A 23676-nucleotide genomic window follows, 5' to 3' on the forward strand; every position below is an offset into this window, starting at 1 on the left:
GCTCGCGAAGGCGGTCTGATAGTTGGCCATAGATTCTGGGCAACCACATTTTCCGTGGAAATTGAACCTATTCGCTATCGTGCAGCCTTGACCTGGAATTTGTTTTAGAAAATCAAGTGCTTGCGTTTTGTTTGATAGGAGCTTGCTCCCGCTTGAGTGCGCAGCGCTCATCGTTTTTTTGGGGCCGCTGCGCGACCCTGCGGGAGCAAGCTCCCTCGCCACAGGGTCGTGCAGTACCCAAAAACCTTGTGGGTATCCAACGTCACCGCAAACTGACCCTCCGCCATCGCGAGCAAGCTCGCTCCCACAGTTTTTTGAGGTGTTCCAGGTATTGCATGCACCACAGATACCCCTGTGGGAGCGAGCCTGCTCGCGATGAGGCTCGCCAACTCAACATCCCCGCAGCTGACCCACCGCCGTCAGCAGCCTCAACGCCCAGGCAAGTCCTCATCCATCAGTTGAAACGCCCTGGGCGCAAAGCCAAGCCGATCACTGGCGTCCGAATGATCGAACACCAGATCCTCATTCATCCGCCCCACCAGCGCGCTGGAAAGATGTCGGTAGCGTGGCAGGCAGCGCATGATCGAAACGACCCGGCGCAATACCGGGGCAGGGAGGGGCAGTGTTCGTTCCGGGCGTCCCATGGCCTGGAATATGCGCCTGACCATGGTGTGATAAGGCAGGACTTCTGCCCCCGAGAGGTTGTAGGCGCCGCTGGGCAGGTCAAGTGTGCTCACGGCGGACAGGCACGCCCGGATGACGTCATCCCCATGCACCGGCTGGCGCAACCCGATGCCGCCACCAATCAGCGGGAAAAATCCGAAGCGCTGAATGAAACGTGCGATTTCCGAAATGTTCTTGTCGCGGGCAAAACCATAGATCAGGGTCGGTCGCAGGATTACCCATTCGATTTGCCGTTCGACCGCCCACTGCTCGAGCTGTGCTTCTGCACGTATCAAGCGTTGCGCCACGTCCCTTTCCCGAGCGTCGGGCGATGCTTGCTTGGCAAAGCGGCTGGTGGAGGAGAGGACGACAACGCGTTTGACCTGGGTGCCGGCGAGGCGCTCCAGGTAGTCGGGCAGCACCCAGAGGGGGGCAAATGACAGGAAGGCGTCCAGCGCCAGTCCGTGCCAGTCGTCAGTCTTTCGCCAGGTGACCCCGGCGCAGGACACGCTGGGCAGGCTTCGGGCAAAGGCGCTCGTCGAGTGACCGGCTTGGGCCAGCAATGGCAGGGTGCGCTCCCCCAGGAGGCTGCTACCGCCCAGCATGCCTATTCGCACTTGAGCACTCTTATCGCTGCGTCCATGCGTTGCTAAATCGGGTCGTGGCGTGGCGAAGGACCACCAGGCTGAATCGGAACCAAACCCCGATCACCACGCCGATCCACAGGACGGCAGGATATTTACGACGGAAAAATTTGCGATAGAAACGCAGGAACCCCAAGTGTTTGTGCCATTCGACGAAATAAGGTCGATCACGACTGCAGCCACCGAACACATGCATCACCCGGGCATCCGGCACGAACAGTACGCGCCAGCCGGCCTGATGGAAACGCATGCACCAGTCCAGGTCCTCGCAATGAAGGAAATAGTCTTCGTCCCACAACCCGACGCTCTCGATCGCTTCGCGCTTGACCAGCATGCAAGCGCCGGAGATGGCTTCAACGACAATGGGCGCACTGGGGAGTGGCTCCTTGTGCAATAAAAAATCCGACAACACCGACGGGAAAAGCACCGCGAGCCGCGAAAGCCCGAAGGCCCGCATGAAGGCGCGCCTGGGGGTTGGAAACACGCGGCGCCCACCGGCTTGCTCGCTGCCGTCCGGATTGCACAGGAAACCTCCGACCATGCCGATGTCGGGCGAGCTGCGCAGTGCCTGCAGCATGCGGTCCATGGCATTGGCGGCCAGTTCGGTGTCCGGGTTCAAGAAAAAAACGTTGGGGGCCGCAGACAGGCGAGCACCTTGGTTGCAGGCTACGGCGAAGCCGAGGTTGGCGGCATTGCGTACGATCTGAAGCGCGTCGCCGGCAGGGTGGATTCGCTCCAACTGCACCAGGCTGTCATCGTGGGAGTTGTTATCCACCACGATCACTCGGGAAGCTCCGGCGGCAAAGGCCGACCCTACACTCGCCAACAAAAGCTCACCGGCGTTGTAGTTGACGATAACCACATCACAATCGCCACGTAGAAATGATGGTGCCCATTCATCACTATCGAGCAGTTCCACTGCTTCCAACTGCATTACTCCTTGTACAAACCTGGATACGTATGGGATCGCAACTACTCAGGTTTGTATTCAAGATAGCAGGTCCGTGGGCTTCGACCACTTCCGGCCATCGCTCCATTCCGATGGCACGCAACTGAGGCTGGGCCGCTATGCGATGAATCTGTTTGGGGGGCCAAGAACCTTTAGGACGAGGTGCCGGAGTGCATGAACGTGAAAGTCGGCTAGGTCGACGGGTCTATCAAACGTCGACCGTTTCTGCCAGATGGGCCATCAGCCATTGGCGGAAGCGGTTGACGCTTTGTCTGTTCGTAGCCCGGCCTTGGGGTTCCAGCAGGCAGAACTGCGCGTCGGTGCGCAGGATGGCTTGCGTTGGTCGCACCAGGTTACCGGTTTGCAGGTGATTGCTGAGCAGGCCCGACCAGGCCAGGGCGATCCCTTGGCCAGCCAGGGCCGATTGGATCAGCATGGCGTAACTGTTGATGTTGATACGCCGTCGAGGTTCTGGCGCTGGGTAGCCAAGGCGCTGGAACCATTCTTTCCAGCCAATCCAGTCACTGTGCTGGTCTTCCAGCCACAACCAGGTGCATCCACCCAATTGCTCCAGTGTCTCGATTTCCGGGTGTTGCGCCAGATAAGCGGGGCTGCACACCGGGAAAATCTCCTCGTTGAACAGCGGCGTGACTTTCATGTTTTTTGGCGGCGTGCTGCAGTAATACAGCGCCAGGTCACAGTCGAGCCGGGAAAAATCACTGACTTGATCCGTCGCGATGATGCGCAGGTCGATCTCTTCGTTCTGGCGCTGGAACTGCGACACCAGCGGCAGCAGCCACAGCGACGCCATCGCCGTGCTGGTGACCACGGTGACTTGCTGCGCACCTTGCCAATGGCGTATGCCCGCGGTGGCCTGGGCGATGTGCTGCAGCGTGTCGCGCACGCTTTCGTAATACTGGCTGCCGGTGGCGGTGAGGTTGATTTCCCGGGTCGTGCGGGTGAACAGTGCCGTACCCAGATAGTCCTCGAGCAAGCGTACCTGGCGGCTGATGGCGCCTTGGGTGACGTTCAGTTCCCGTGCCGCCATGGTGAAGCTCAAGTGGCGGGCGGCGGCCTCGAACGCCACCAGGCTGTTGAGGGGCGGCAAGGGTTGCAGTTTCATCAGGCTTCAGTCTTATAAGTGTTAGGCGCACAGCGATTGTGCAGAAGCCGGCGTGCAGTGACTACCTAATTAGCGAGGAACGGCTAAAGATCAAGGACCAGGTCGGAAGTGGGCTTGCTGCAGCACAGCAAACGCAGGCCCTTGTCGATTTCCCGCTGCCGGATGCCGCCGTTGTGGTTCATGTCCACCGTGCCCTCGAGCAAGGCGGTCTTGCAGGTGCCACACACGCCTTGGCTGCAGGAGGAGGGCACGATGGCACCGGCTTTCTTGGCGGCGGACAGCACGGTCTGGTTGGCCGGCATGCTGAATGTCTTGCCGGAGCGCGACAGGGTCACGGTGAACTCGGCTGGTTGATCGAGCGAAACGGCCTGCTCGATCAACGGTTGCTCATTCAGCGCGGCAATGTCGAAGCTTTCCTGATGGTAGTGGGCGAAATCGAACGCCGCTTCCCTGAGCAGCGACTTGACCGCTTCCATGTACCCTTGGGGACCGCAGGTAAAGATCTCCCGCTCGTTGTAGTCCGGCACTTGCTGGCTCAGCAACGACAAGTCGAGCCGGCCTATCGGTTGCTGCCATTGCGTGGTGTCGCCAAGCCCTTCGCAAATACTGATCACCCGCATCCCCGGCATGGCCGCCTGCATGCGCGTCAATTCCCGGTGGAAGATGATGTCGGTGGGCGTGCGGGCGCTGTGCACGAACACGATGTCGAGGTTGCCAGCCATGTCGCAGGCGGCCCGGGTCATCGACATCAACGGCGTCACGCCGGAGCCGGCGGACAGGTACAACAACTTGTTGGCCGGATGGCCGACCGGCGTAAAACTGCCCGCCGGGCCGGACGCCTTCAGGCTGTCGCCGGCCTTGAGGTTGTCATGCAGCCAGTTCGACACCACGCCCCCCGGTACGCGCTTGACGGTGATGGAAAATGCAAAGGGCCGGGTCGGGGAGGACGACAGGGTGTAGCAGCGGGCAACGGTTTGCCCGTCAATGACCGGCGCGACCGTGATGAATTGACCGGGCTCGAAACTCAGGGCGCTGAAATCCGCACAGCGAAAAATGAACGTCCTGACGTCGTGGGTCTCCTGGTGCACAGCGCAGCATTGCAAGGTTTTCTGCTCGCCGCTGTGCCACTGCGCGCCGAACGTGCCCCAGGTGGTCGGGTCGGTAAAACGCTGGACCGCGCCGGCGTTTCCAGGGCGCGTCAGGTGTTCGTAAGTCGTCATGTTCATTCCTCACACGCCGTGGGCGGCCAGGCGCGCCGCGTACCAGCGCGAGAACTGGTCGACATAGGTTTCGGTAAAGGCCGAGAACGGCCCGGGCGTGTAGGCCGGATCCTGGGTGCCGCTGTGGGTGATGCCGACGAGGTTGGCATCCTGCAGGTTGGTCGCGACCCAGACTTCGGTCAGCTTATCCACCTGATAGTCGACGCCTTCGACGGCATCGGCATGGACCAGCCATTTGCTGCGTACCAGGGTCTTGTCGGGCGCCAACGGAATGATGTAGGAGACCACGGCGTGGTCGCTCATGACATGGGTCCACGAGTTGTGGGTCCAAAAATGCATGTCGCCCAAGTCGCGGCGGGTGAGGTCGCCGAACAGTCGGGTGCACGCCACACGGGTGTCCAGGGTTTGGGATTCGCCGTTGCCGGCAATGGCCAGCCGCTGCGAACGGAACTGGGTCACGGCGTCTGCACCCAGATGCTCGACGGCCTCGCAGATATAACCTTCGCGCTCCCAGTTGGTCTTGGTCTCGGCATTGCGGCGGTGATACTCCGCCAGCGCCTGGAGTGAATCCTCCCCCAGGCCATCGGTGCAGAAACCGAAATCCTCGGGCAGGAACGAGGCGGTCAACTCCGGGTGGGTGGCGGCGCAGTGATAACACTCGCGGTTATTCTCGATCACCAGTTTCCAATTGCCGTTCTCGATGATTTCCGATTCGAAGGCGATCTTTGAATGGGCGAGGTCATATTGAGCGAAACGCGGTGTCATGACCTGATCAAGGTACTGGATGTCTTCCGGCGGTTCGTCGCCCAGGCAGACGAAGACATGGGTGCCGACAATCCGTGTGTGCACCGGGATCAGGCTTTTGCATTTAGGATCGAAGGCCTGCCCCATGTGCGCCGCATGCTTGAGGCTACCGTCGAGGTCGTACGTCCACTGGTGGTAAGGGCAGACCAGCATGCCCACCGTCGACTTGCCAGCCTGCTTCAAGCGAGCCCCGCGGTGCCGGCAGACATTGCGGAAGGCCTGCACCTGCTCGTCATCGTCGCGCACCAGGAGGATCGATGACTTGCCGATATCGAGTGTGGAAACATCACCGGGTTCGGGGACGTCGCTGGTGACCCCCACCAGAATCCAATGCTTCGTGAAAAAGATGTCTACGTCGGTTTCAAAAACATCCTGGCGACCAAACAAACCACCCGGCATGCCATGGCCGGGAGTGCGGTCGGTCAGAAGTGCACGATGGGTTTTCACGGTATTAAGGGTCATTTTCCGATCTCGCTCAAACTCAAACGGGGTGGTGGCGGTGGGTGCAAAGCCGTTGGCTGGCGCATCAAGCCAGCGAAAATTCTTTTAGGGGGGCGGAAGGCACGGACCGCGGCAGGTTGTGTCCCAGCAGGGCCCTATACAGTTCGCCGTCGCCCAATATGCCCAGGACGGTTCCGGCTTCGTCCTGCACGATCAGGGGATGGCCGGTTTCGTAACGGATCTGCAGGGCGTCGCGCATGCTGGTCGCTGGCGACACGCACGTAGGCCGTCGAGCCAAGGTCTCGATCGGCCTGGTCGGATTCCATGGTTGGACAGGTGCGGCTGTGGCGCCTTTTCGAACGCTGCTCAAACGACGCTGCGCGCCGACCACCATCCACAGGTTTTGAAGCGTATCCAGGCAATATTCGTCGCGGGCGAAAACGCACTGTTCCAGTGGGGTCATCAAGCTTTTCGCGCACAGCACATTCAACGGATTGGTGTGGGCGACGAAGTTGCGCACGTAGTCGTCGGCCGGGTTCAGCACGATCTCTTCGGGCTTGCTGTACTGGATGATCTTGCCGTCTTTCATGATGGCGATGCGCGTGCCCAGCTTCAGGGCTTCGTCGAGGTCATGGCTGACGAAGACGATGGTTTTTTGCAGTTTGCGCTGCAGGTCGAGCAACTCGTCCTGCAAGCCTTGACGGATCAACGGATCGAGGGCGGAGAATGGTTCGTCCATCAGCAGGATGTCGGCGTCCATCGCCAGGGCGCGGGCCAGACCGACCCGTTGTTGCATGCCGCCGGACAGCTCATGAGGTTTTTTATTGCGCCATTGCGTCAGGCCCACCAGCTCAAGCTTTTCGTCCACCCGCTTGCGCCGTTCCTTTTCCGGACGGCCCTGCATTTCCAGGCCGAAGCTGATGTTCTCTCGCACCGTCAGCCAGGGCATCAGCGCGAACTTCTGGAACACCATGGCGATGCGCTGGGTGCGCATCATTTTCAGCTCGGCGGGGGTGCAAGCGGCGACGTCGATCTGCCGGCCTTCGTGTTCGACGAACAGCTTGCCGCGACTGACGGTGTTCAGCCCATTGATGCAGCGCAGCAGGCTGGATTTGCCGGAGCCGGACAGGCCCATCAGCACGCAGATCTCGCCTTTGTTGATCTCCAGGCTGGCTTTCTCCACGCCGACGATCAAACCGGTTTTCTGAAGAATCTCCGGGCGCGAAAAGCCTTGGTCGAGCAGATCCAGGGCAGGCTTCGGACGGGCGGCGAAGATGACGTCGACGTCTTCAAAACGGATGATGCTCATACGTCACCTCGTTTCAGGGTTTCACGTTGCTTGCAGATACGGTCGAGCGTGATCGCCAGCAGCACGATGGCAAGCCCCGCTTCGAAACCCATCGAGATATCGGCGGTGTTCAGCGCATTGACCACCGGCTTGCCAAGCCCGTCGGCGCCCACGAGGGCGGCAATCACCACCATGGACAGGGACAGCATGATGCATTGGGTAATGCCGGCGGCGATGCTGGGCATGGCGTGGGGCAGCTCGATGCGCGCCAATAATTGGCGGCGCGAGCAGCCAAAGGCCTTGCCGGCATCCATCAGTTCTTCGGGGACATCACGGATGCCCAGGTAGGTCAGGCGAATGGGCGCGGCGATGGCGAAGACCACCGTGGAGATCAGGCCTGGGACCACACCCAGACCGAAGAGTGTCAGCGTAGGAATGAGGTAAACGAAGGTCGGTACGGTCTGCATCAGATCGAGTATCGGACGCATCAGTGTGTAGAACATCGGTTTGTGCGCGGCAACAATGCCCAGCGGTACGCCGATGACCACGCACACAAGTGTGGCGAAGGTCACTTGGGCGAGGGTTTCCATGGTCTCTTGCCAGTAACCGAGGTTGAGAATCAGCAGGAAGGCGAAGGTGACAAAAAGGGTGAGGCTCACCTTGCGTTGGATGTAGTAGGCGAGCAGGGCGAATACAGCGATCAACGCCAAGGGGTTGAACCACAGGAGCGCGGTGGTGAGCGCGGTGATGACACCCGATAGCGACAGCGAGATGGCGTCGAAAATACCCGCGCCATGTTGAGTCAACCATTCGACATACCGGGCGATGTGTTCGCCCAGGGGAAGCTTCTCTTGTGTCATCCACATATCACTGATCCGGCTGATGGAAAGAAACCGCACGCCAGCAACCACCCGGGCGCAGCTTTGCGTGCCAGGTTCGCAGGCAACACAAAGCGACTGCGCGAGGCGTCGCGTCAGCAGTTATCGAAGTTTGGGCAGGGAAGGGGTAACCGAAGAAGCGTGTGACAACGCCAGTCGCCCCGGCTTTCTTTGGCCGGATGTCGAGGGGTTTTCAGAGGTGTGCACTGCAGGATTCATAATGGCGGCTCGTTGTTGTTTTGGTTTGGAGTCCGTTGTCTGTGGGAGATAGTTATCCAGGTGCCTTTGGCTGACAAACCATTTTATGTCAGTAACTCATGAGTTTTTATCATCAATTAATCGCCGCATCTGGGCCGAAAAAGTCAATTAAATGTACTTTGGTGTACATTTAGCGGTCATCCAAGTACATTCACGCTACGCATGATTGAAGAAGGTAAGCAGGATGCCCCAAGTAGGAAAGGCACGTGGCAAGGCCCAGGACGCAGGCTGGCGGGGCTCGCCGGAGGGTTGGCTGGAAGCGGCCTATGAGGCCCTGAAGGAGTCGGGCATCGATGCGGTTCGGGTCATGCCGTTGGCCAAGCGCCTGGGCTTGTCGCGCACCAGCTTCTACTGGTTTTTCGAGGATCGCGAGCAACTGCTGGCGGCGTTGCTGTCCCGTTGGCGCGAGACCAATACAGGGGGGCTGATACGGCAAAGTGAAAGCTATGCCGAAAGCATTTCCGAGGCGATCCTGAATGTGTTCGAGTGCTGGCTCAACCCGCAATTGTTCGACTCGCAATTCGAATTCGCCGTGCGCAGTTGGGCGCTTCAATCCGCCGAAGTGGCCCAGGAAGTGGCGGTCGTGGACGAGCAGCGCATGAACGCCCTGGCGAGCATGTTCAAGCGCTTTGGCTACGACACCCAAGGCGCTGATGCACGGGCCCGAACGATCTACCTGACGCAGATCGGCTACATCACCATGAACACCACAGAGTTGATCACCGTGCGCTTCCAGCGCATTCCGCAGTACGTGAGCATCTTTACCGGCAAGGTCCCCAAGCAGCGCGAGCTGGATCGTTTCTACGGGAAGTTCGGCTATGCCGAAAAAGAGCCCGGGGTCTTCGTTCCGTTGACGGACACCTTCGAAGGCAGTGCCGATGGTCAATAGAACCTTGGGAATCATTGGCGGCACCGGCTGGTTGGGCGGGGCGATTGCCAGGGAGGTCCTGGCCAAGGGACTGGTGCCGGCGGGGAACCTGATCATTTCCAATCGCTCGGGCAACCATCCGTTGGCTGAACAAGGCGCTCGCCTGGTCACGGACAACCAAGCGTTGGTGGATCGCAGCGACGTGGTGATCATCGCGGTACGCCCCGAGCATTTCGCCAGCCTGGGCATCGATGCGACGGGCAAAACCGTGATTTCATTGATGGCCGTGATTACGGCCCAGATGATTGCAGCGCAGACTTCGGCTTCAGCGGTCGTGCGGGCGATGCCCAACGCGGCGGTGGAAATTGGGCAGTCCTTTACGCCTTGGCATTGTTCGGGTGGGGTAGAGGCGACAACGAAAAGTCTCGTGCAGCGTTTGTTTGAATGTGTTGGCACTGCTGCCGAGGTCCAGGAAGAGGACTTTATCGATTACCTCTCTGCGCTCTCGGGCACCGGCCCGGCTTTTCCGGCCTTGCTGATGACGGCCCTGGCCCGTCAGGCGATGCTGGCCGGCATACCAGGCGACATCGCGCAGATGGCCGCAAAAAATGTCGTGGTCAACAGCAGCCAACTGCTGGCCAATCGCGACCCCCAGGAGATGATCGACGCCTTGGTGGCTTATCGGGGCGTCACGGCCGCAGCCTTGCAGGTGATGAGCCAGGGGGATTTCGAAGAGCAGGTGGGGAGGGCGTTGCAGGCCGGTGCCGAGGTGGCTCGCAAAGGGCTTCAGGCCTGATAAGAATTCGAGATACAAAAACGGCGCCTTCCTCTATTGGAAGAAGCGCCGTTTTTTCTTGAGCGAGCCCTATGGCGGCTCAAGGGACGGGCTTGCCGTTACTTGCTTGGGTGAGCAGCCTGAAGTTTCTTGGCTTCATCCAGGTGATGTTGCAAGTCCGGCAGCATCTTCTGGGCGAACGCCTTGAGTTCGGTGTTGCCAGCTTTCTTGTCGTCGGTAACGGTGTTGGCCTCTTTCTTGAACAGCTCGATGGTTTCTTCGTGGGCCTTGACCTGATTGTTGGCGTAGGCCGCATCAAAGGACTCATCGCGCACCTCAAGGATTTTCCCCTTGGCTTTTTTCATCAGCGTGGTGTCGTCGGGCACTTCGATGTCATGTTTTTTCGCCAGCGCCTTTAGCTCTTCGTTGGCCTTGGTGTGGTCGGTGATCATCTTGTTGGCGAACGCCTTGATGTCCGCCGATTGGCTTTTTTCCAGGGCCAGCTTGCTGGTTTCGATTTCTGCAATACCACCGACCGCCGCGTTGTCGACAAAGTCATTTGAAGTCGCGGCCCATGCCATGCCCATGCTGGTACTCAGGGCAACTGCCAGGCCGAGTTGACGCAGGGTAAATCTGTCCATAGGTAAGTCTCCACACAGGTTGAACGAGCGATTCTTGTCGTCTCTGATCAATGGAGGGTTGTGCCTGGGCAAAGGTTTGATCGCCAAGCGATCCGGTACGACGAACGGTCACCGCTGGTCGGATTGGCGGTCGACAGAACCCCGTCGACGAGGCCATCCTGATAATCGATGGGCGTCGAAAGGACGCCTGCCACCGATCCATCAAAGGAGGTGTTCCATGCCGGTGTCCCACGATTTGTGCCAGGATCTCAACTGCACAAAAGACCACATCAAGCAAAGACGGGCCGAGAATCCAAGGCTCGACTCGTTACTTCAAAAATACTCCGAACTGGATGCCGAAGTGGTCGACGCCGAGAAGCCATCCTCCGCCGTGCTGCCCGACGAAGTCCTGGAGACGCTCAAGAAGAAGCGATTGCTGATCAAGGACGAGATCATGGCTCACATGAAGAGCGAGCCATAGCGCCGACTGCTTGTGAGGACTTTTGTGGCGAGGGAGCTTGCTCCCGCTGGGCTGCGTAGCAGCCCCTGGATCTCGTGAGCGCTGCACATCGAGCGGGAGCAATCTCTCTGGCCACCACAGGCCTCATGTCAGGCAGGCGCAACACAACCGTCAGGTCAACGGATCCCAGCGCTGCGACCAGTCGCTGCCGGCCCTGACGATCTCCCGCAGCACTTCGAACGCCTGCTGCAATGCCGCCGAGTCCCGGTCCCTGGAATACACCAGATAGGTCGGGTAGTTGAACTCCGGCGCCTTGGGCACCCGTTCCAGGATGCCGCTGTCCAGGTAGCTCTGCACCACCCGCGTACGGAAGTAGCCGCTGCCGCCGTTTTCCAGGATGTATTGCAGCGCCAGGGGGCCGAGGTTGAAGGTCACCGCGGCCTTGGCCTTGTCCGGTAGCGCGGTGTCGTGTTGGCGGCGGAAATCCGCGCTCCAATCGATGTACACGTAGGGCTCGGGACGGGCGGCCAGGCGTACCAGAATGAGCTTTTCTTCCAGCAATTGTTCCACTTGCAGGCGCGGCCAGTATTCGGGCTGATAGACCACCGCCGCATCCAGCAGGCCCAGCTCCAATTGTTGCAGCAGCTTTTCGCCGTCACGGATGTCCATGCGCAGGGCATGGCCGGGGATTTTCTCGCGCAGTGCACCAGCCCAGGCCAGCATCAATGGGTTGCACAGGCTGACCTCGCCACCCAGGTGCAAGACGTTGCGATAGCCCTCGGGCAATGGCAGGTCCCGGCGGGCCGCTTCCCAGGTTTGCACGAGCTGGTTGGCGTAGACCACAAAGGCCTCGCCGTCGGTGGTCAAGCGCGCGCCGGCACGGTTGCGCACGAACAGCGCGCAGCCGAGCTGGCTTTCGAGCTTCTGGACCCGGGCGGTGATCGCCGTCTGGGTCACATGCAGCTTCTCGGCCGCTGCGGCGAGGCTGCCGTGGCGGACGATTTCCAGGAAGGTGCGGGCGAGGTCGATGTCCATGGTCAGGCCGATGCGGGGGAAGCGGGCATTGTAAGAGCTGCTGCGCCTCGCTGATACCTTCGTACTGTCCATGCCTGATCTGTGGCGAGGGAGCTTGCTCCCGCTATGTGGGAGCAAGGCTTGCCCGCGATGGAGGCGATACGGTCTCGCAGAATTGAGGCGTCTGTTTCGCGAGCAAGTTTTGCTCCCACCGCCCAGCGGGAGCAAGCTCCCTCGCCACGGAGTCATCGTTGTTCTTGAGTGAGCAGTATGGTCTCGATGTCGGCTGTTATTCGACGGATTGGGCTTGTGCTGTCCGCGCCCAAGGCGCAACCAGGCGTTCCGGCGTACGGCAGGCCTTGTGCTTGAAGACGAAACGACGGCACTTGTCGGCGAAGCCGTGGCGATTGTCCACCATGTCATGTCGCATCTGCGCGAGTTCGCCATCGCGACAGGCCTGGATCGCTGACAGGCTCCGTTCGGCCTTGCGCACCCGGATGCTTTCATAGCTCGGATCGAGCAGCGCGCGATTGGCCCGTTGCAGCAGCCACAGGCCGAACTCGTCGGGGCAGCGTGGTCCGATCTCCTGGACCATGCCGTAGCGCAACGCCTGGAGGGCGCTGATCGGCAGGCAGTCCTGGGTGAGTTTCCAGGCCATGTCCGGACCCACCGCGCGGGGCAGGCTGTAGGTCCAGTATTCAGAGCCGTACAGGCCCATGGTCGCGTAGTGGGGATTGAGTACGATGTCTTGGCGCGCCAGCACGATATCGGCGGCCAGGGCCAGCATCACGCCGCCGGCGCCGGCGTTCCCCGTCAGGCCGCTGACCACCAGTTGCCGGGCGCTGAACAATTCCAGGCAGACGTCGTCGATGGCCTGGATGTTGGCCCAGGCTTCCAGGCCGGGTTCGGCGGCGGCCTGGATCACGTTCAGGTGCACGCCGTTGGAAAAGCTGCCGCGTCCACCCCGGATCAACAGCACTTGGGTATCCCGCGACTTGGCCCAGCGCAATGCCGCCACCAGGCGCTGGCATTGCTCCGTGCTCATTGCACCGTTATAGAACTCGAACGTCAGCTCCCCGACATGGCCGCATTCGCGGTAGCGAATGGGTTGATAAGACTCGTCGCTGAACGGTTGCCGGGCCAGGGAGCTGTCGAGCACCGGGACGCCTTCGAGGCGGTTCGACAGGACGTGGCGCGCCGGCCGCTTGAAGGTCTGTTCGCCGGGTTGCGGTTTGCGGCGCAGGGCGCCGATCCACAGGCTTGCATCCCCGGTTGCCACCAGCACCGCATCGTCACGTACGGCCAACAGTTCGCCGGGCAGGCCATGGCGAACGTCCGGATGGGCGTCGTACAGGTAGAACTGCTCGCCGGCCAGGCTGGCGAGCACACCGGGTTGACCGTCCGCGGCGTCGATGCAACGTTGGATGAAAACGCTGCTGTCGTGCCAGCTGAAGCTGCGATCGTCCTGGGTCATGTTCGGTTGCAGGCGTCCGACCACGTCATGACGGTCATAGTCCAGCAGCACCGGGGCGAAACCGTCGCGGTGTTTTTCCACCACCTCGCGGATGCAATGAATGGCCGCGTCGCTGACTGGGCCGTTATACAACTCGGATTTGCGCAGGCCCTTGGGCAGGTCGAATTCGCAGGTGGCCCAGACGGGCCCGGCGTCCATTTCCTCCACCGCCTGCAAGGCGGTGACGCCCCAGCGCGCAGGCTGCCGGGTGAGCGCCCAGTCCAGGGCACTGGCACCGCGATCACCGACAATACCCGGATGGATGATCACCACCGGGCGCCGTGGGTTGCGCCACAATTGCTTGGGTACACGATCCTTGAGAAACGGACAGATCACCAGGTCGGCGTCGCTTTCTTCGATTTGCCGGCAGACCGAGGCCGGGTCGGTGAACACCACCACGCTGGGGCGATAGCCGGCCTCGCGCAGGTCCAGCCAGGCGCGTTGGGTCAGGCCGTTGAAGGCGCTGGACAGCAGAATGATCTTCAGTGGAGGCATGAATCTCTCTTCCTTGAGATGCGCAGGCGCAGGCTCCCGATGAGCCGTCCCTGGCTTTGATGGAGATCCTACGTTAGCGGTTGGAAGATGAGCGGGAACTGACAGGGATCAAGGTTGTGTGCGGTGGGAAATCAGGGAGGCAGAAACACGAATCCCGCCACGGGGGCGGGATTCGTTTGCAATCGAAAGGTTCGCGAAGAGGGCGAACTCAATCTCAGGCCGGGAACAGCTCGGACAGTTTCATGGCCAGCATCATGTCGCCTTCGGTGCGCAGCTTGCCGCCCATGAACGCTTGCATGCCGTCGGTGCTGCCGTCGACGATGCCTTCCAGGGTTTCGGCGTCCATCACCAGGGTCACCTGGGCGTCCGGGTTTTCACCTTCCAACAGTTCGCAGGTGCTGTCCTTGACGACCAGCGAGAAATGCTTGGATTCATCGATGCGGAAACCGAATACCAGGTCCAGGCCGGCAGCGGCGGCTGGGTTGAACTTGGCTTTCATGGCTTGTACGGCGTCGGCTACGGAGGTCATGGTTTCGATCCTTATTTGGGTGGTACAGCAAGGGTCTACAGTAATCCGGACTCAGCGAAAGGTGATGAGGTCCGGGGCCTTCAGCAGTTGCAGGTGGGCATGGCTGTTGAAGGAGGCCAGGGCCACCTCGCGACCCCTGAATTTCAGGTGGTTGAGCGAGGTGTTGACGATTTGCCAGTTCAGTTCGAAGGCCTGTCGGGCCGGTATCCGGGTGATCAGGTGGAGCAGTGCGGTGATGGTGCCGCCGGATGTGAACACGGCGATCTTATGGCTGTTGTCAGCTTGTTCCAGGATGCGCTGCAGGCCCGCCTGGACCCGTTCGACGAAACCCAACCAGCTTTCCAGGCCGGGCGGGTCATGCCGGCCGCTGAGCCAACGCTCGACGATCAGCACGAAGATGCGTTGGAACTCGGCGCGGTTCTGCGCAGCGTTGCGCAGGATATGCAGCGCCTCGGGTTCCTCGGGAAGCATGTCCGGCAGCAGGGCACGAATGACCGCGTCGGCATCGAACTCGTTGAACGCGGCGTCGATCTCCAGCTCGGGGACCGGCATGCCGGCGGCAGACATCTGGCCCAGCGCGCCGACGGCGGTATCCTGTTGGCGACGCAGGTCACCCGAGAGGCAGCGATCGAAGACGACACCAAGCTCGGCGAGGTGGCCGCCGAGCACTTGCGCCTGGCGTACACCATTGGGCGAGAGGACATCGTAGTCGTCCGCACCAAAGGAGGCCTGGCCATGTCGAATCAGATAGATACTGCCCACGTCCGCGTCATCCCGGTACGTTGAAGGTTTGGCGAGGTTATGGGGATGGCGGTGAGCTGTCAATGAAAAAACATACGCTTGTTTGAAATGCCCGTTGCAGCCTTGCCCTGTCGCGCTCGCGTCAAGGTAACCATAGGTTTCTTGGCTGGCCGCGACGCAGGCGCATGGGTATGCTGGGACCGTTACGCGCCTGCGTTCAGTGGCGCATTGCATTTAAGGAGTTGCTGTGGAGTTTTTCATCGAGTACGCCGGTTTCCTGGCCAAGACCGTGACGCTGGTGATCGCCATCCTGGTGGTGCTGGCCAGTTTTGCTGCGCTGCGCAGCAAGGGGCGGCGCAAGTCGGCCGGCCAGTTGCAGGTGAGCAAACTCAACGATTTCTACAAGGGGCTGCGTGAGCGCCTGGAACAGACGCTGCTGGACAAGGATCAGCTCAAGGCCTTGCGCAAGGCCGAAGGCAAGGCTGAAAAGGCCGGAAAGAAAAGCAAGGACAAGCCAGCGAGCAAGCCTCGGGTGTTCGTGCTGGATTTCGACGGTGACATCAAGGCTTCGGCCACCGAGAGCCTGCGTCACGAAATCACCGCGCTGCTGACCCTGGCGACGCCGAAGGATGAAGTGGTACTGCGCCTGGAAAGCGGCGGCGGCATGGTCCACAGCTACGGCCTGGCTTCGTCGCAACTGGCGCGGATCCGTCAGGCCGGCGTGCCGCTGACCGTGTGCATCGACAAGGTCGCGGCCAGCGGCGGCTACATGATGGCGTGCATCGGCGAGAAGATCATCAGCGCGCCCTTCGCGATCCTGGGTTCCATCGGCGTCGTCGCGCAATTGCCCAACGTCAATCGTCTGCTGAAGAAACACGACATCGATTTCGAAGTGTTGACGGCCGGTGAATACAAACGCACGTTGACGGTGTTCGGCGAAAATACCGAGAAAGGCCGAGAGAAATTCCAGGAAGACCTGGACATCACCCATGAACTGTTCAAGAACTTCGTGTCCACCTATCGCCCGCAACTGGCCATCGACGAAGTAGCGACCGGTGAAGTCTGGCTGGGTGTTGCGGCGCTGGACAAGTGCTTGGTGGACGAGCTGAAAACCAGCGACGAGTACCTGGCCGAACGGGCCAAGGGTGCCGAGCTGTACCACCTGCACTACGCCGAACGCAAAAGCCTGCAGGAGCGCATCGGCATGGCAGCCAGCGGTTCGGTGGATCGCGTGCTGCTCAGTTGGTGGAGCCGGCTGACCCAGCAGCGGTTCTGGTAATTCGGGGGCGGGGCTGAGCATTTGACTCACCGCCATTCCCTTGTGGGAGCGGGCTTGCTCGCGAAAGCGGCGGCACATTCAACACCCTCTGTTCAGACACACCGCTTTCGCGAGCAAGCCCGCTCCCACAGTGATTCCGAGGTGGCCGGGCATCGATCATTCCGCAACAAAAAAAGCCCTGATCCGGTATCACCGGATCAGGGCTTTTTCATGGGGCTTTTTCAGCGACGACGGAACAGCGGCAGCGGTTCGTCAGTGGCAGCCTGGTAGGTTACCGAGAAGTCCTTGAGGCTTTCGAGGGCTTCGTAGGGGTCTTTGTCGGCACGCAAGGCGAAGGCGTCGAAGCCGCAGCGGTGCATGTAGAACAACTGGTCGCGCAGCACGTCGCCAATCGCTCGCAATTCACCCTTGAAGCCATAGCGATCACGCAACAGGCGGGCGTTGGAGTAGCTGCGTCCGTCGGTGAAGGCCGGGAAGTTCAGGGCGATGACCTGCAACTGATTAGCGTCATCACCGATTTCCTCGGCTTCCTCGTCGGCATCCAGCCACACACCCAGGCCGCCGTCGCGAGCCTTGAGGGCGTGGGCGTGATCGCGCCACAGGGCCAGGGGCACGATCAGGTCGTCACAGTTGGAGATGCCATCGAGGGTCGCGTCCTTGGGCAGCAGGTGCCAGGTTTCGTCGATGACCTCGTTGTTCTTAATGATTCGCTGCATAGACGCGTTCCTTGAAGAGGTCGATGCCGATACGTTGGTAAGTGTCGATGAAGCGTTCGTCCGGGGTACGTTGTTCGATGTACACGTCGATCAGCTTCTCGATCACGTCAGGCATGTCGTCCTGGGCAAACGACGGGCCGAGGATCTTGCCCAGGCTGGCGTCGCGGCTACCGCTGCCGCCCAGGGAGACCTGGTAGAACTCTTCGCCTTTCTTGTCCACGCCCAGGATGCCGATATGGCCGACGTGGTGGTGACCACAGGCGTTCATGCAGCCGGAAATGTTCAGGTCCAGCTCGCCGATGTCGAACAGGTAGTCCAGGTCGTCGAAACGACGCTGGATCGATTCGGCGATAGGGATCGACTTGGCGTTGGCCAACGAGCAGAAATCGCCGCCCGGGCAGCAGATCATGTCGGTCAGCAGGCCAATGTTCGGGGTGGCGAAACCTTGCTCGCGCAGCTCGCCCCACAGGGTGAACAACTGGCTCTGTTCAACGTCCGCCAGGATGATGTTCTGCTCATGGGAAGTACGCAGTTGGCCGAAGCTGTAGCGCTCGGCCAGGTCGGCCACGGCGTCCAGTTGCTTGTCGGTGATATCGCCCGGCGCGACGCCGGTCGGTTTCAGGGACAAGGTCACCGCGACATAACCCGGCTTCTTGTGAGCCAAGGTATTGCGGGTACGCCAGCGGGCGAAACCCGGGTGTTCCTTGTCGAGGGCAGCCAGCTCGGCGTCCTGGTTGGCCAACGCCTTGTACTGCGGATCGACGAAGTGTTTGGCGACGCGATGCACTTCGGCTTCGGTCAAGGTGGTCTGGCCGCCACGCAGGTGAGCCATCTCGGCTTCGACCTTCTCGGCGAACACTTCCGGTGTCAGGGCCTTGACCAGGATCTTGATCCGCGCCTTGTACTTGTTGTCGCGACGGCCATAGCGGTTGTACACCCGCAGGATCGCGTCAAGGTAGCTCAGCAGGTCCTGCCACGGCAGGAACTCGTTGATGAACGCGCCGACCACCGGGGTACGGCCCAGGCCGCCGCCCACCAGCACACGGAAGCCCAGCTCGCCGGCGGCGTTGTAGACCGTCTCCAGGCCGATGTCATGGACTTCGATGGCCGCACGGTCCGAGGTCGAGCCGTTGATGGCGATCTTGAACTTGCGCGGCAGGTAGGCGAATTCCGGGTGGAACGTCGTCCACTGGCGAACGATTTCGCACCACGGCCGCGGGTCGATCAACTCGTCGGCCGCGACACCGGCGAACTGGTCGGTGGTGACGTTGCGCAGGCAGTTGCCGCTGGTCTGGATCGCGTGCATCTGCACGGTGGCCAGTTCGGCCAGGATCTCGGGCACATCTTCCAGGGCCGGCCAGTTGTACTGCACGTTCTGCCGGGTACTGATGTGGGCGTAGCCCTTGTCATAGTCGCGGGCAATCTGCGCCAGCTTGCGCACCTGGCGCGATGTCAGTTGGCCATAAGGCACGGCCACCCGCAGCATCGGGGCGAAGCGCTGGATATACAGGCCATTCTGCAAGCGCAGAGGGCGGAATTCTTCTTCGCTCAGCTCGCCTGCCAAATAGCGTCGGGTCTGATCACGGAACTGCTTGACGCGGTCCTCGATGATTCGCTGATCGTACTCGTCATATACGTACATATAAGTCTCGGTCTCAGGCTTGGGCCGATCAGAAACAGCTGCATGTTGGCTCGCTGGAATCGGGTTCTGCCTCGGCAATTCTGCGCGCACGGCCGCGCACTCCTAGAGGAGCCGCTGCAAGATACCTGTTTTGAGTTATGCGCAAAAGTGATGTTTGAGTATATGTAAAGAACCAAATCGACTAATGAGACTGGTTATTGCCTAACCCACATTTGTCGTACGGGCAATCATCGTCTTAACTGTGGTCGAGTCCCTATGCAATCACCTACAAAACCGACAAGAGGCGATGCAATGAGCAATCCGACCAAAGCAAGGAAAAGCGACAGTACTGTTGATGCCTGGGCCATTTTGTTCCTGATTATCCTGGTGGTGGGCACCGCAGTGTTCTGGGTCAGTCATCAATAGTCTGTGGTCAACGCGATACCCCATGTGGGAGCGGGCTTGCTCGCGAAAGCGGTGTGTCAGTCAACATTAGACAGTGACTGAACCGCCGCTTTCGCGAGCAAGCCCGCTCCCACAGGGTCATGTGTTGTGTTGGTAGCTCTTACAGCCCCGCCAGATGCACCACCAGCTTGACGATGCCAAACAGCGTCAACGCGAAGATCACCGTGAACACGATCCCCAATATCACGAAGTGACTCGGCTTGCCGTGGGTGAAATCCCGAGCGCGGTTCTTGCCGCTCTGCACGCCAAAGGCGGCGGCTAGCACGCTGTGCATCATCTGCAACAGGGTCGGCGGCTTGTTGTCGACTGGATCGTCCATAAATCCCTCGTCTGTCATGTGTTTGGGACAAGCATAGACAACCGTGGGGAAAAAGATCGCAGGCTTCGGCTAGCTTCTACAACAATCCGCAAACCATGTAGGAGCTGGCGAAGCCTGCGATCTTTTCGGAGGCGCTTAGTTGTCGTAACCCAAATTCGGCGCCAACCAACGTTCGGTCACGCTCAACTCTTGCCCTTTGCGCGCCGTATAGCTCTGCACCTGATCCTTGTCGATCTTGCCCACGGCGAAGTATTGCGCCTGGGGATGGGCGAAATACCAGCCGCTGACCGCCGCCGCCGGGAACATCGCGTAGTGCTCGGTAAGGAACACGCCGCTGCGCCCGGCTTTCATTTCACTGGCCTCGGGGTCGAGCAGGCGGAACAGGGTGGCCTTCTCGGTGTGATCCGGGCAGGCCGGGTAGCCGGGGGCAGGGCGGATGCCGGTGTACTGCTCCTTGATCAGCGCCTCGTTGTCCAGGCTCTCGTCCTTGGCGTAACCCCAGTGTTCCTTGCGCACCTGCTGGTGCAGCCATTCGGCGCAGGCTTCGGCCAAGCGGTCGGCCAGGGCCTTGACCATGATCGAGTTGTAGTCGTCGCCGGCCTCTTGATAAGCCTTGGCGACTTCTTCTGCGCCGATGCCGGCGGTGGTGATGAAGCCGCCGACGTAATCGGTGACGCCGCTGTCCTTCGGCGCGACGAAGTCGGCCAGGGAGAAGTTCGGCTTGCCGTCGGTCTTGATGATCTGCTGGCGCAGGTGATGCAGGCGCGCCAGGGGCTTGCCGTCGTCGCCATAGACTTCCAGATCGTCGTCGTGCACCTGGTTGGCCGGCCAGAAGCCGAACACGGCGCGGGCGCTGATGAGCTTTTCGTCGATCAGCTTGCGCAGCATCGCCCGGGCGTCGGCGTACAGCGCCGTGGCCGCTTCGCCGACCACTTCGTCGGTGAGGATGCGTGGGTACTTGCCAGCCAGGTCCCAGGAAATGAAGAACGGTGTCCAGTCGATGTATTCGGCGAGGACGTTCAGGTCGATGTTGTCCAGCACCTTGGCACCGGTGAAGGTCGGCTTGACCGGCTGGTAGCTGCTCCAGTCGAACTGCGGCTTCTTCGCCACGGCCGCCGGGTAGCTCAGGCGTTCGGTACGGGCGCTGCGGTTGGAGGTGCGCTCGCGCACGTCGATGTAGTCCTTGCGGGTTTTCTCGACGAACGCCGGCTTGAGCTCCTTGGACAGCAACTGGGTCGCCACGCCCACGGCGCGGGAGGCGTCAGTGACGTAGATCACCGCATCGTTGCTGTACTTGGGCTCGATCTTCACCGCTGTGTGGGCCTTGGAAGTCGTAGCACCGCCAATCATCAACGGCAGGTGGAAATCCTGGCGCTGCATCTCCCGCGCCACGTGCACCATCTCATCCAAGGACGGGGTGATCAGGCCGGACAGGCCGATGATGTCGCACTTCTGCTCCTTGGCCACCTGCAGGATCTTCTCCGCCGGCACCATCACGCCCAGGTCGACGATGTCATAGCCGTTGCACCCCAACACGACGCCGACGATGTTCTTGCCGATGTCATGCACGTCGCCCTTGACCGTCGCCATGAGGATCTTGCCCTTCGCCTCCGGCTTGTCGCCTTTTTCCGCCTCGATGAACGGGATCAGGTGCGCCACCGCCTGCTTCATGACGCGGGCGGACTTGACCACTTGGGGCAGGAACATTTTGCCGGCGCCAAACAGGTCGCCGACGATGTTCATGCCGGCCATCAGCGGGCCTTCGATCACCTCGATCGGCCGGGCGAACGACAGCCGCGACTCCTCGGTGTCTTCGACGATGTGGGTGGTGATGCCCTTGACCAGCGCGTGCTCCAGGCGCTTGTTCACCTCCCAGCCGCGCCATTCTTCGGTTTCCGCTTCCTTGACGCTGCCGTCGCCCTTGTACTTGTCGGCGATGGCGAGGAGGGCGTCGGTGCCCTCGGGGGTGCGGTTGAGGATCACGTCTTCCACGGCGTCGCGCAGCTCCACCGGGATCTGGTCGTAGATCTCCAGTTGGCCGGCGTTGACGATGCCCATGGTCAGGCCCGCACGGATCGCATACAGCAGGAACACCGAGTGGATCGCCTCGCGCACCGGGTTGTTGCCGCGGAACGAGAACGACACGTTGGACACGCCGCCGGAGGTCAGCGCATACGGCAGTTCGTCGCGAATGTAGGCGCAGGCGTTGATGAAATCCACGGCATAGTTGTTGTGTTCTTCGATGCCGGTGGCGACGGCGAAGATGTTCGGGTCGAAGATGATGTCTTCCGGCGGGAAGCCGACTTCATTGACCAGGATGTCGTAGGAGCGCTTGCAGATTTCTTTCTTGCGCGCCTCGGTGTCGGCCTGGCCGGCTTCGTCGAAGGCCATCACCACCACCGCGGCGCCGTAGCGCTTGCACAGCTTGGCGTGGTGGATGAACTGCTCGACGCCTTCCTTCATGCTGATGGAGTTGACGATGCCCTTGCCCTGGATGCACTTGAGGCCCGCTTCGATCACTTCCCACTTGGAGGAGTCGATCATGATCGGCACCCGGGAAATGTCCGGTTCGCCGGCAATCAGATTGAGGAAGGTCACCATGGCCTTCTTCGAATCGAGCATGCCCTCGTCCATGTTGATGTCGATCACCTGGGCGCCGGCCTCGACCTGTTGCAGGGCCACTTCCAATGCTTCGGTGTAGTTGTCCTCGCGGATCAGCCGGGCGAACTTGGCGGAACCGGTGATGTTGGTCCGCTCGCCGACGTTGACGAACAACGAGTTGCGGTCGATGGTGAACGGCTCCAGGCCCGACAGGCGGCACGCCCGGGGAATTTCCGGAATTGGCCGCGGCGCATAGCCGGCCACGGCCTTGGCGATGGCTTCGATGTGCGCCGGAGTGGTGCCGCAGCAGCCGCCGACAATGTTCAAGAAGCCGCTCTGGGCAAACTCTTCGATGACCTTGGCCGTCTCGGCTGGCAATTCGTCGTATTCGCCAAATTCGTTGGGCAGGCCGGCGTTCGGGTGGGCCGATACGTGGGTGCTGGCCTTGTTCGACAGCTCTTCCAGGTACGGGCGCAGTTCGCTGGCGCCGAGGGCGCAGTTCAGGCCGACGGAAATGGGCTTGGCGTGGGCCACCGAGTTCCAGAAGGCTTCGGTGGTCTGGCCGGAGAGGGTGCGGCCGGAGGCGTCGGTGATGGTGCCGGAGATCATGATCGGCAGTTCGACGCCCAGTTCTTCGTAGACGCCTTGCACGGCAAAGATCGCCGCTTTCGCGTTCAGCGTGTCGAAGATCGTCTCGATGAGGATCAGGTCGGCGCCGCCTTCGATCAGGCCCTTGGTGGCCTCGGTGTAGTTCTCCACCAGTTCATCGAAGGTCACGTTGCGGTAGCCAGGGTTGTTCACGTCCGGCGACAGCGAGCAGGTGCGGCTGGTCGGGCCGAGCACGCCGGCAACGAAGCGCGGCTTGTCGGGCGTTTCGAGGGTCTTGGCGTCGGCCACTTTACGCGCCAGGCGCGCGCCTTCCAGGTTCAGCTCGTAGGCCAGGCCCTGCATGCCGTAGTCGGCCTGGGACACCTGGGTGGCGTTGAAGGTGTTGGTTTCCAGGATGTCGGCGCCGGCATCCAGGTAGGCTTTTTCAATGGCGCCGATCACGTCGGGGCGGCTGAGCACGAGCAAATCGTTGTTGCCCTTGACGTCGCTCGGCCAGTCGGCAAAACGCTTGCCGCGGTAGTCCTGTTCTTCCAGCTTGTAGCTCTGGATCATCGTGCCCATGCCGCCGTCGAGGATCAGGATGCGTTCCTTGAGGGCTTGCTGGAGAAGATAAAGGCGAGCGCTGCGATCAGACATAGGACTACCTGGAAAAAAGACCATTACGAAGTCCCGGATGATAGCAAACCTGTGCAGGATTTGATCATGACGGCTTTTGCATGAATATCGCTCATGTTTGCAAGGCGATGCTGGCCCGGTAGAATCGCCGGATTATCTCTTAGGGAC

20 protein-coding genes are annotated in these 23676 nt (G+C 60.8%); 4 read left to right on the forward strand and 16 right to left on the reverse strand.

Annotated features, from left to right (window positions below; genetic code table 11):
• Positions 1–428 precede the first annotated feature (428 nt).
• The 7 genes from J3361_RS01735 to choW form a co-directional block, all read right to left on the reverse strand.
• Entirely contained in the window at positions 429–1268 is an 840-nt protein-coding gene (locus tag J3361_RS01735) for an NAD-dependent epimerase/dehydratase family protein (RefSeq protein WP_207961845.1), read from the reverse strand.
• Between the two features lie 22 nt (positions 1269–1290).
• Complete coding sequence (locus J3361_RS01740; RefSeq protein WP_243458707.1) at positions 1291–2241, reverse strand: glycosyltransferase family 2 protein; 951 nt, start codon at positions 2239–2241, stop codon at positions 1291–1293.
• Positions 2242–2464: 223 nt separating this feature from the next.
• Complete coding sequence (locus J3361_RS01745) at positions 2465–3379, reverse strand: LysR substrate-binding domain-containing protein (RefSeq protein WP_207961846.1); 915 nt, start codon at positions 3377–3379, stop codon at positions 2465–2467.
• Positions 3380–3462: 83 nt separating this feature from the next.
• Positions 3463–4599, reverse strand: coding sequence for a hybrid-cluster NAD(P)-dependent oxidoreductase (locus tag J3361_RS01750; RefSeq protein ID WP_207961848.1), 1137 nt, complete (start codon positions 4597–4599; stop codon positions 3463–3465).
• 9 nt (positions 4600–4608) lie between these two features.
• Entirely contained in the window at positions 4609–5865 is a 1257-nt protein-coding gene (locus tag J3361_RS01755) for an aromatic ring-hydroxylating dioxygenase subunit alpha (RefSeq protein WP_207961850.1), read from the reverse strand.
• 64 nt (positions 5866–5929) lie between these two features.
• Positions 5930–7153, reverse strand: coding sequence for a choline ABC transporter ATP-binding protein (choV, locus tag J3361_RS01760; RefSeq protein ID WP_207961852.1), 1224 nt, complete (start codon positions 7151–7153; stop codon positions 5930–5932).
• The gene (gene choW, locus J3361_RS01765; RefSeq protein WP_207961854.1) at positions 7150–7998 is read right to left on the reverse strand and encodes a choline ABC transporter permease subunit; all 849 of its coding nucleotides are present in this window, start codon (positions 7996–7998) and stop codon (positions 7150–7152) included. Before choW ends, choV begins: the two co-directional genes overlap by 4 nt.
• Positions 7999–8452: 454 nt before the next feature.
• On the opposite strand from choW, the gene J3361_RS01770 reads away from it, so the two are divergent.
• Together J3361_RS01770 and J3361_RS01775 are read left to right on the forward strand one after the other, a co-directional pair.
• Positions 8453–9157, forward strand: a complete 705-nt coding sequence (locus J3361_RS01770; RefSeq protein ID WP_207961857.1) for a TetR/AcrR family transcriptional regulator — start codon at positions 8453–8455, stop codon at positions 9155–9157.
• Positions 9147–9932 (forward strand): pyrroline-5-carboxylate reductase dimerization domain-containing protein, encoded by a 786-nt coding sequence (locus tag J3361_RS01775; RefSeq protein ID WP_207961859.1) that lies wholly within the window; start codon positions 9147–9149, stop codon positions 9930–9932. Before J3361_RS01770 ends, J3361_RS01775 begins: the two co-directional genes overlap by 11 nt.
• 98 nt (positions 9933–10030) lie before the next feature.
• Here the strand turns inward: J3361_RS01775 and J3361_RS01780 are convergent, their stop codons facing one another.
• Positions 10031–10552 (reverse strand): DUF4142 domain-containing protein, encoded by a 522-nt coding sequence (locus tag J3361_RS01780; protein WP_207961861.1) that lies wholly within the window; start codon positions 10550–10552, stop codon positions 10031–10033.
• A gap of 217 nt (positions 10553–10769) precedes the next feature.
• Here J3361_RS01780 and J3361_RS01785 point away from each other — a divergent pair, with 217 nt between their 5' ends.
• Positions 10770–11012 (forward strand): DUF465 domain-containing protein, encoded by a 243-nt coding sequence (locus J3361_RS01785; protein ID WP_186731019.1) that lies wholly within the window; start codon positions 10770–10772, stop codon positions 11010–11012.
• Positions 11013–11162: 150 nt separating this feature from the next.
• Here J3361_RS01785 and J3361_RS01790 read toward each other — a convergent pair whose 3' ends face one another.
• From J3361_RS01790 to J3361_RS01805, 4 genes are all read right to left on the reverse strand, one after another.
• Entirely contained in the window at positions 11163–12026 is an 864-nt protein-coding gene (locus J3361_RS01790) for a LysR family transcriptional regulator (protein WP_207962377.1), read from the reverse strand.
• 268 nt (positions 12027–12294) lie between these two features.
• Positions 12295–14013, reverse strand: coding sequence for a hydrogenase maturation protein (locus tag J3361_RS01795; RefSeq protein ID WP_207961863.1), 1719 nt, complete (start codon positions 14011–14013; stop codon positions 12295–12297).
• A gap of 214 nt (positions 14014–14227) precedes the next feature.
• On the reverse strand, positions 14228–14542 hold the full coding sequence (locus tag J3361_RS01800) for an SCP2 sterol-binding domain-containing protein (protein WP_207961865.1): 315 nt from the start codon (positions 14540–14542) through the stop codon (positions 14228–14230).
• A gap of 51 nt (positions 14543–14593) precedes the next feature.
• Positions 14594–15304 (reverse strand): histidine phosphatase family protein, encoded by a 711-nt coding sequence (locus J3361_RS01805; protein ID WP_207961867.1) that lies wholly within the window; start codon positions 15302–15304, stop codon positions 14594–14596.
• Positions 15305–15530: 226 nt separating this feature from the next.
• Between J3361_RS01805 and sohB the strand changes: the two genes are divergently transcribed.
• Entirely contained in the window at positions 15531–16562 is a 1032-nt protein-coding gene (gene sohB, locus J3361_RS01810) for a protease SohB (RefSeq protein WP_207961869.1), read from the forward strand.
• 221 nt (positions 16563–16783) lie between these two features.
• On the opposite strand, the gene J3361_RS01815 is transcribed toward sohB, so the two are convergent.
• From J3361_RS01815 to metH, 4 genes are all read right to left on the reverse strand, one after another.
• Entirely contained in the window at positions 16784–17278 is a 495-nt protein-coding gene (locus J3361_RS01815; RefSeq protein ID WP_207961871.1) for a DUF934 domain-containing protein, read from the reverse strand.
• The gene (locus J3361_RS01820) at positions 17262–18920 is read right to left on the reverse strand and encodes a nitrite/sulfite reductase (protein WP_186706674.1); all 1659 of its coding nucleotides are present in this window, start codon (positions 18918–18920) and stop codon (positions 17262–17264) included. The genes J3361_RS01815 and J3361_RS01820 overlap by 17 nt, the downstream gene beginning before the upstream one ends.
• Positions 18921–19464: 544 nt before the next feature.
• Complete coding sequence (locus J3361_RS01825) at positions 19465–19683, reverse strand: DUF2970 domain-containing protein (RefSeq protein ID WP_207961873.1); 219 nt, start codon at positions 19681–19683, stop codon at positions 19465–19467.
• A gap of 135 nt (positions 19684–19818) precedes the next feature.
• On the reverse strand, positions 19819–23529 hold the full coding sequence (metH, locus tag J3361_RS01830) for a methionine synthase (protein ID WP_207961882.1): 3711 nt from the start codon (positions 23527–23529) through the stop codon (positions 19819–19821).
• Between the last annotated feature and the right edge of the window lie 147 nt (positions 23530–23676).

This window comes from Pseudomonas sp. OA65 (assembly GCF_017498305.1).
Taxonomy (GTDB): domain Bacteria; phylum Pseudomonadota; class Gammaproteobacteria; order Pseudomonadales; family Pseudomonadaceae; genus Aquipseudomonas; species Aquipseudomonas zanjanensis.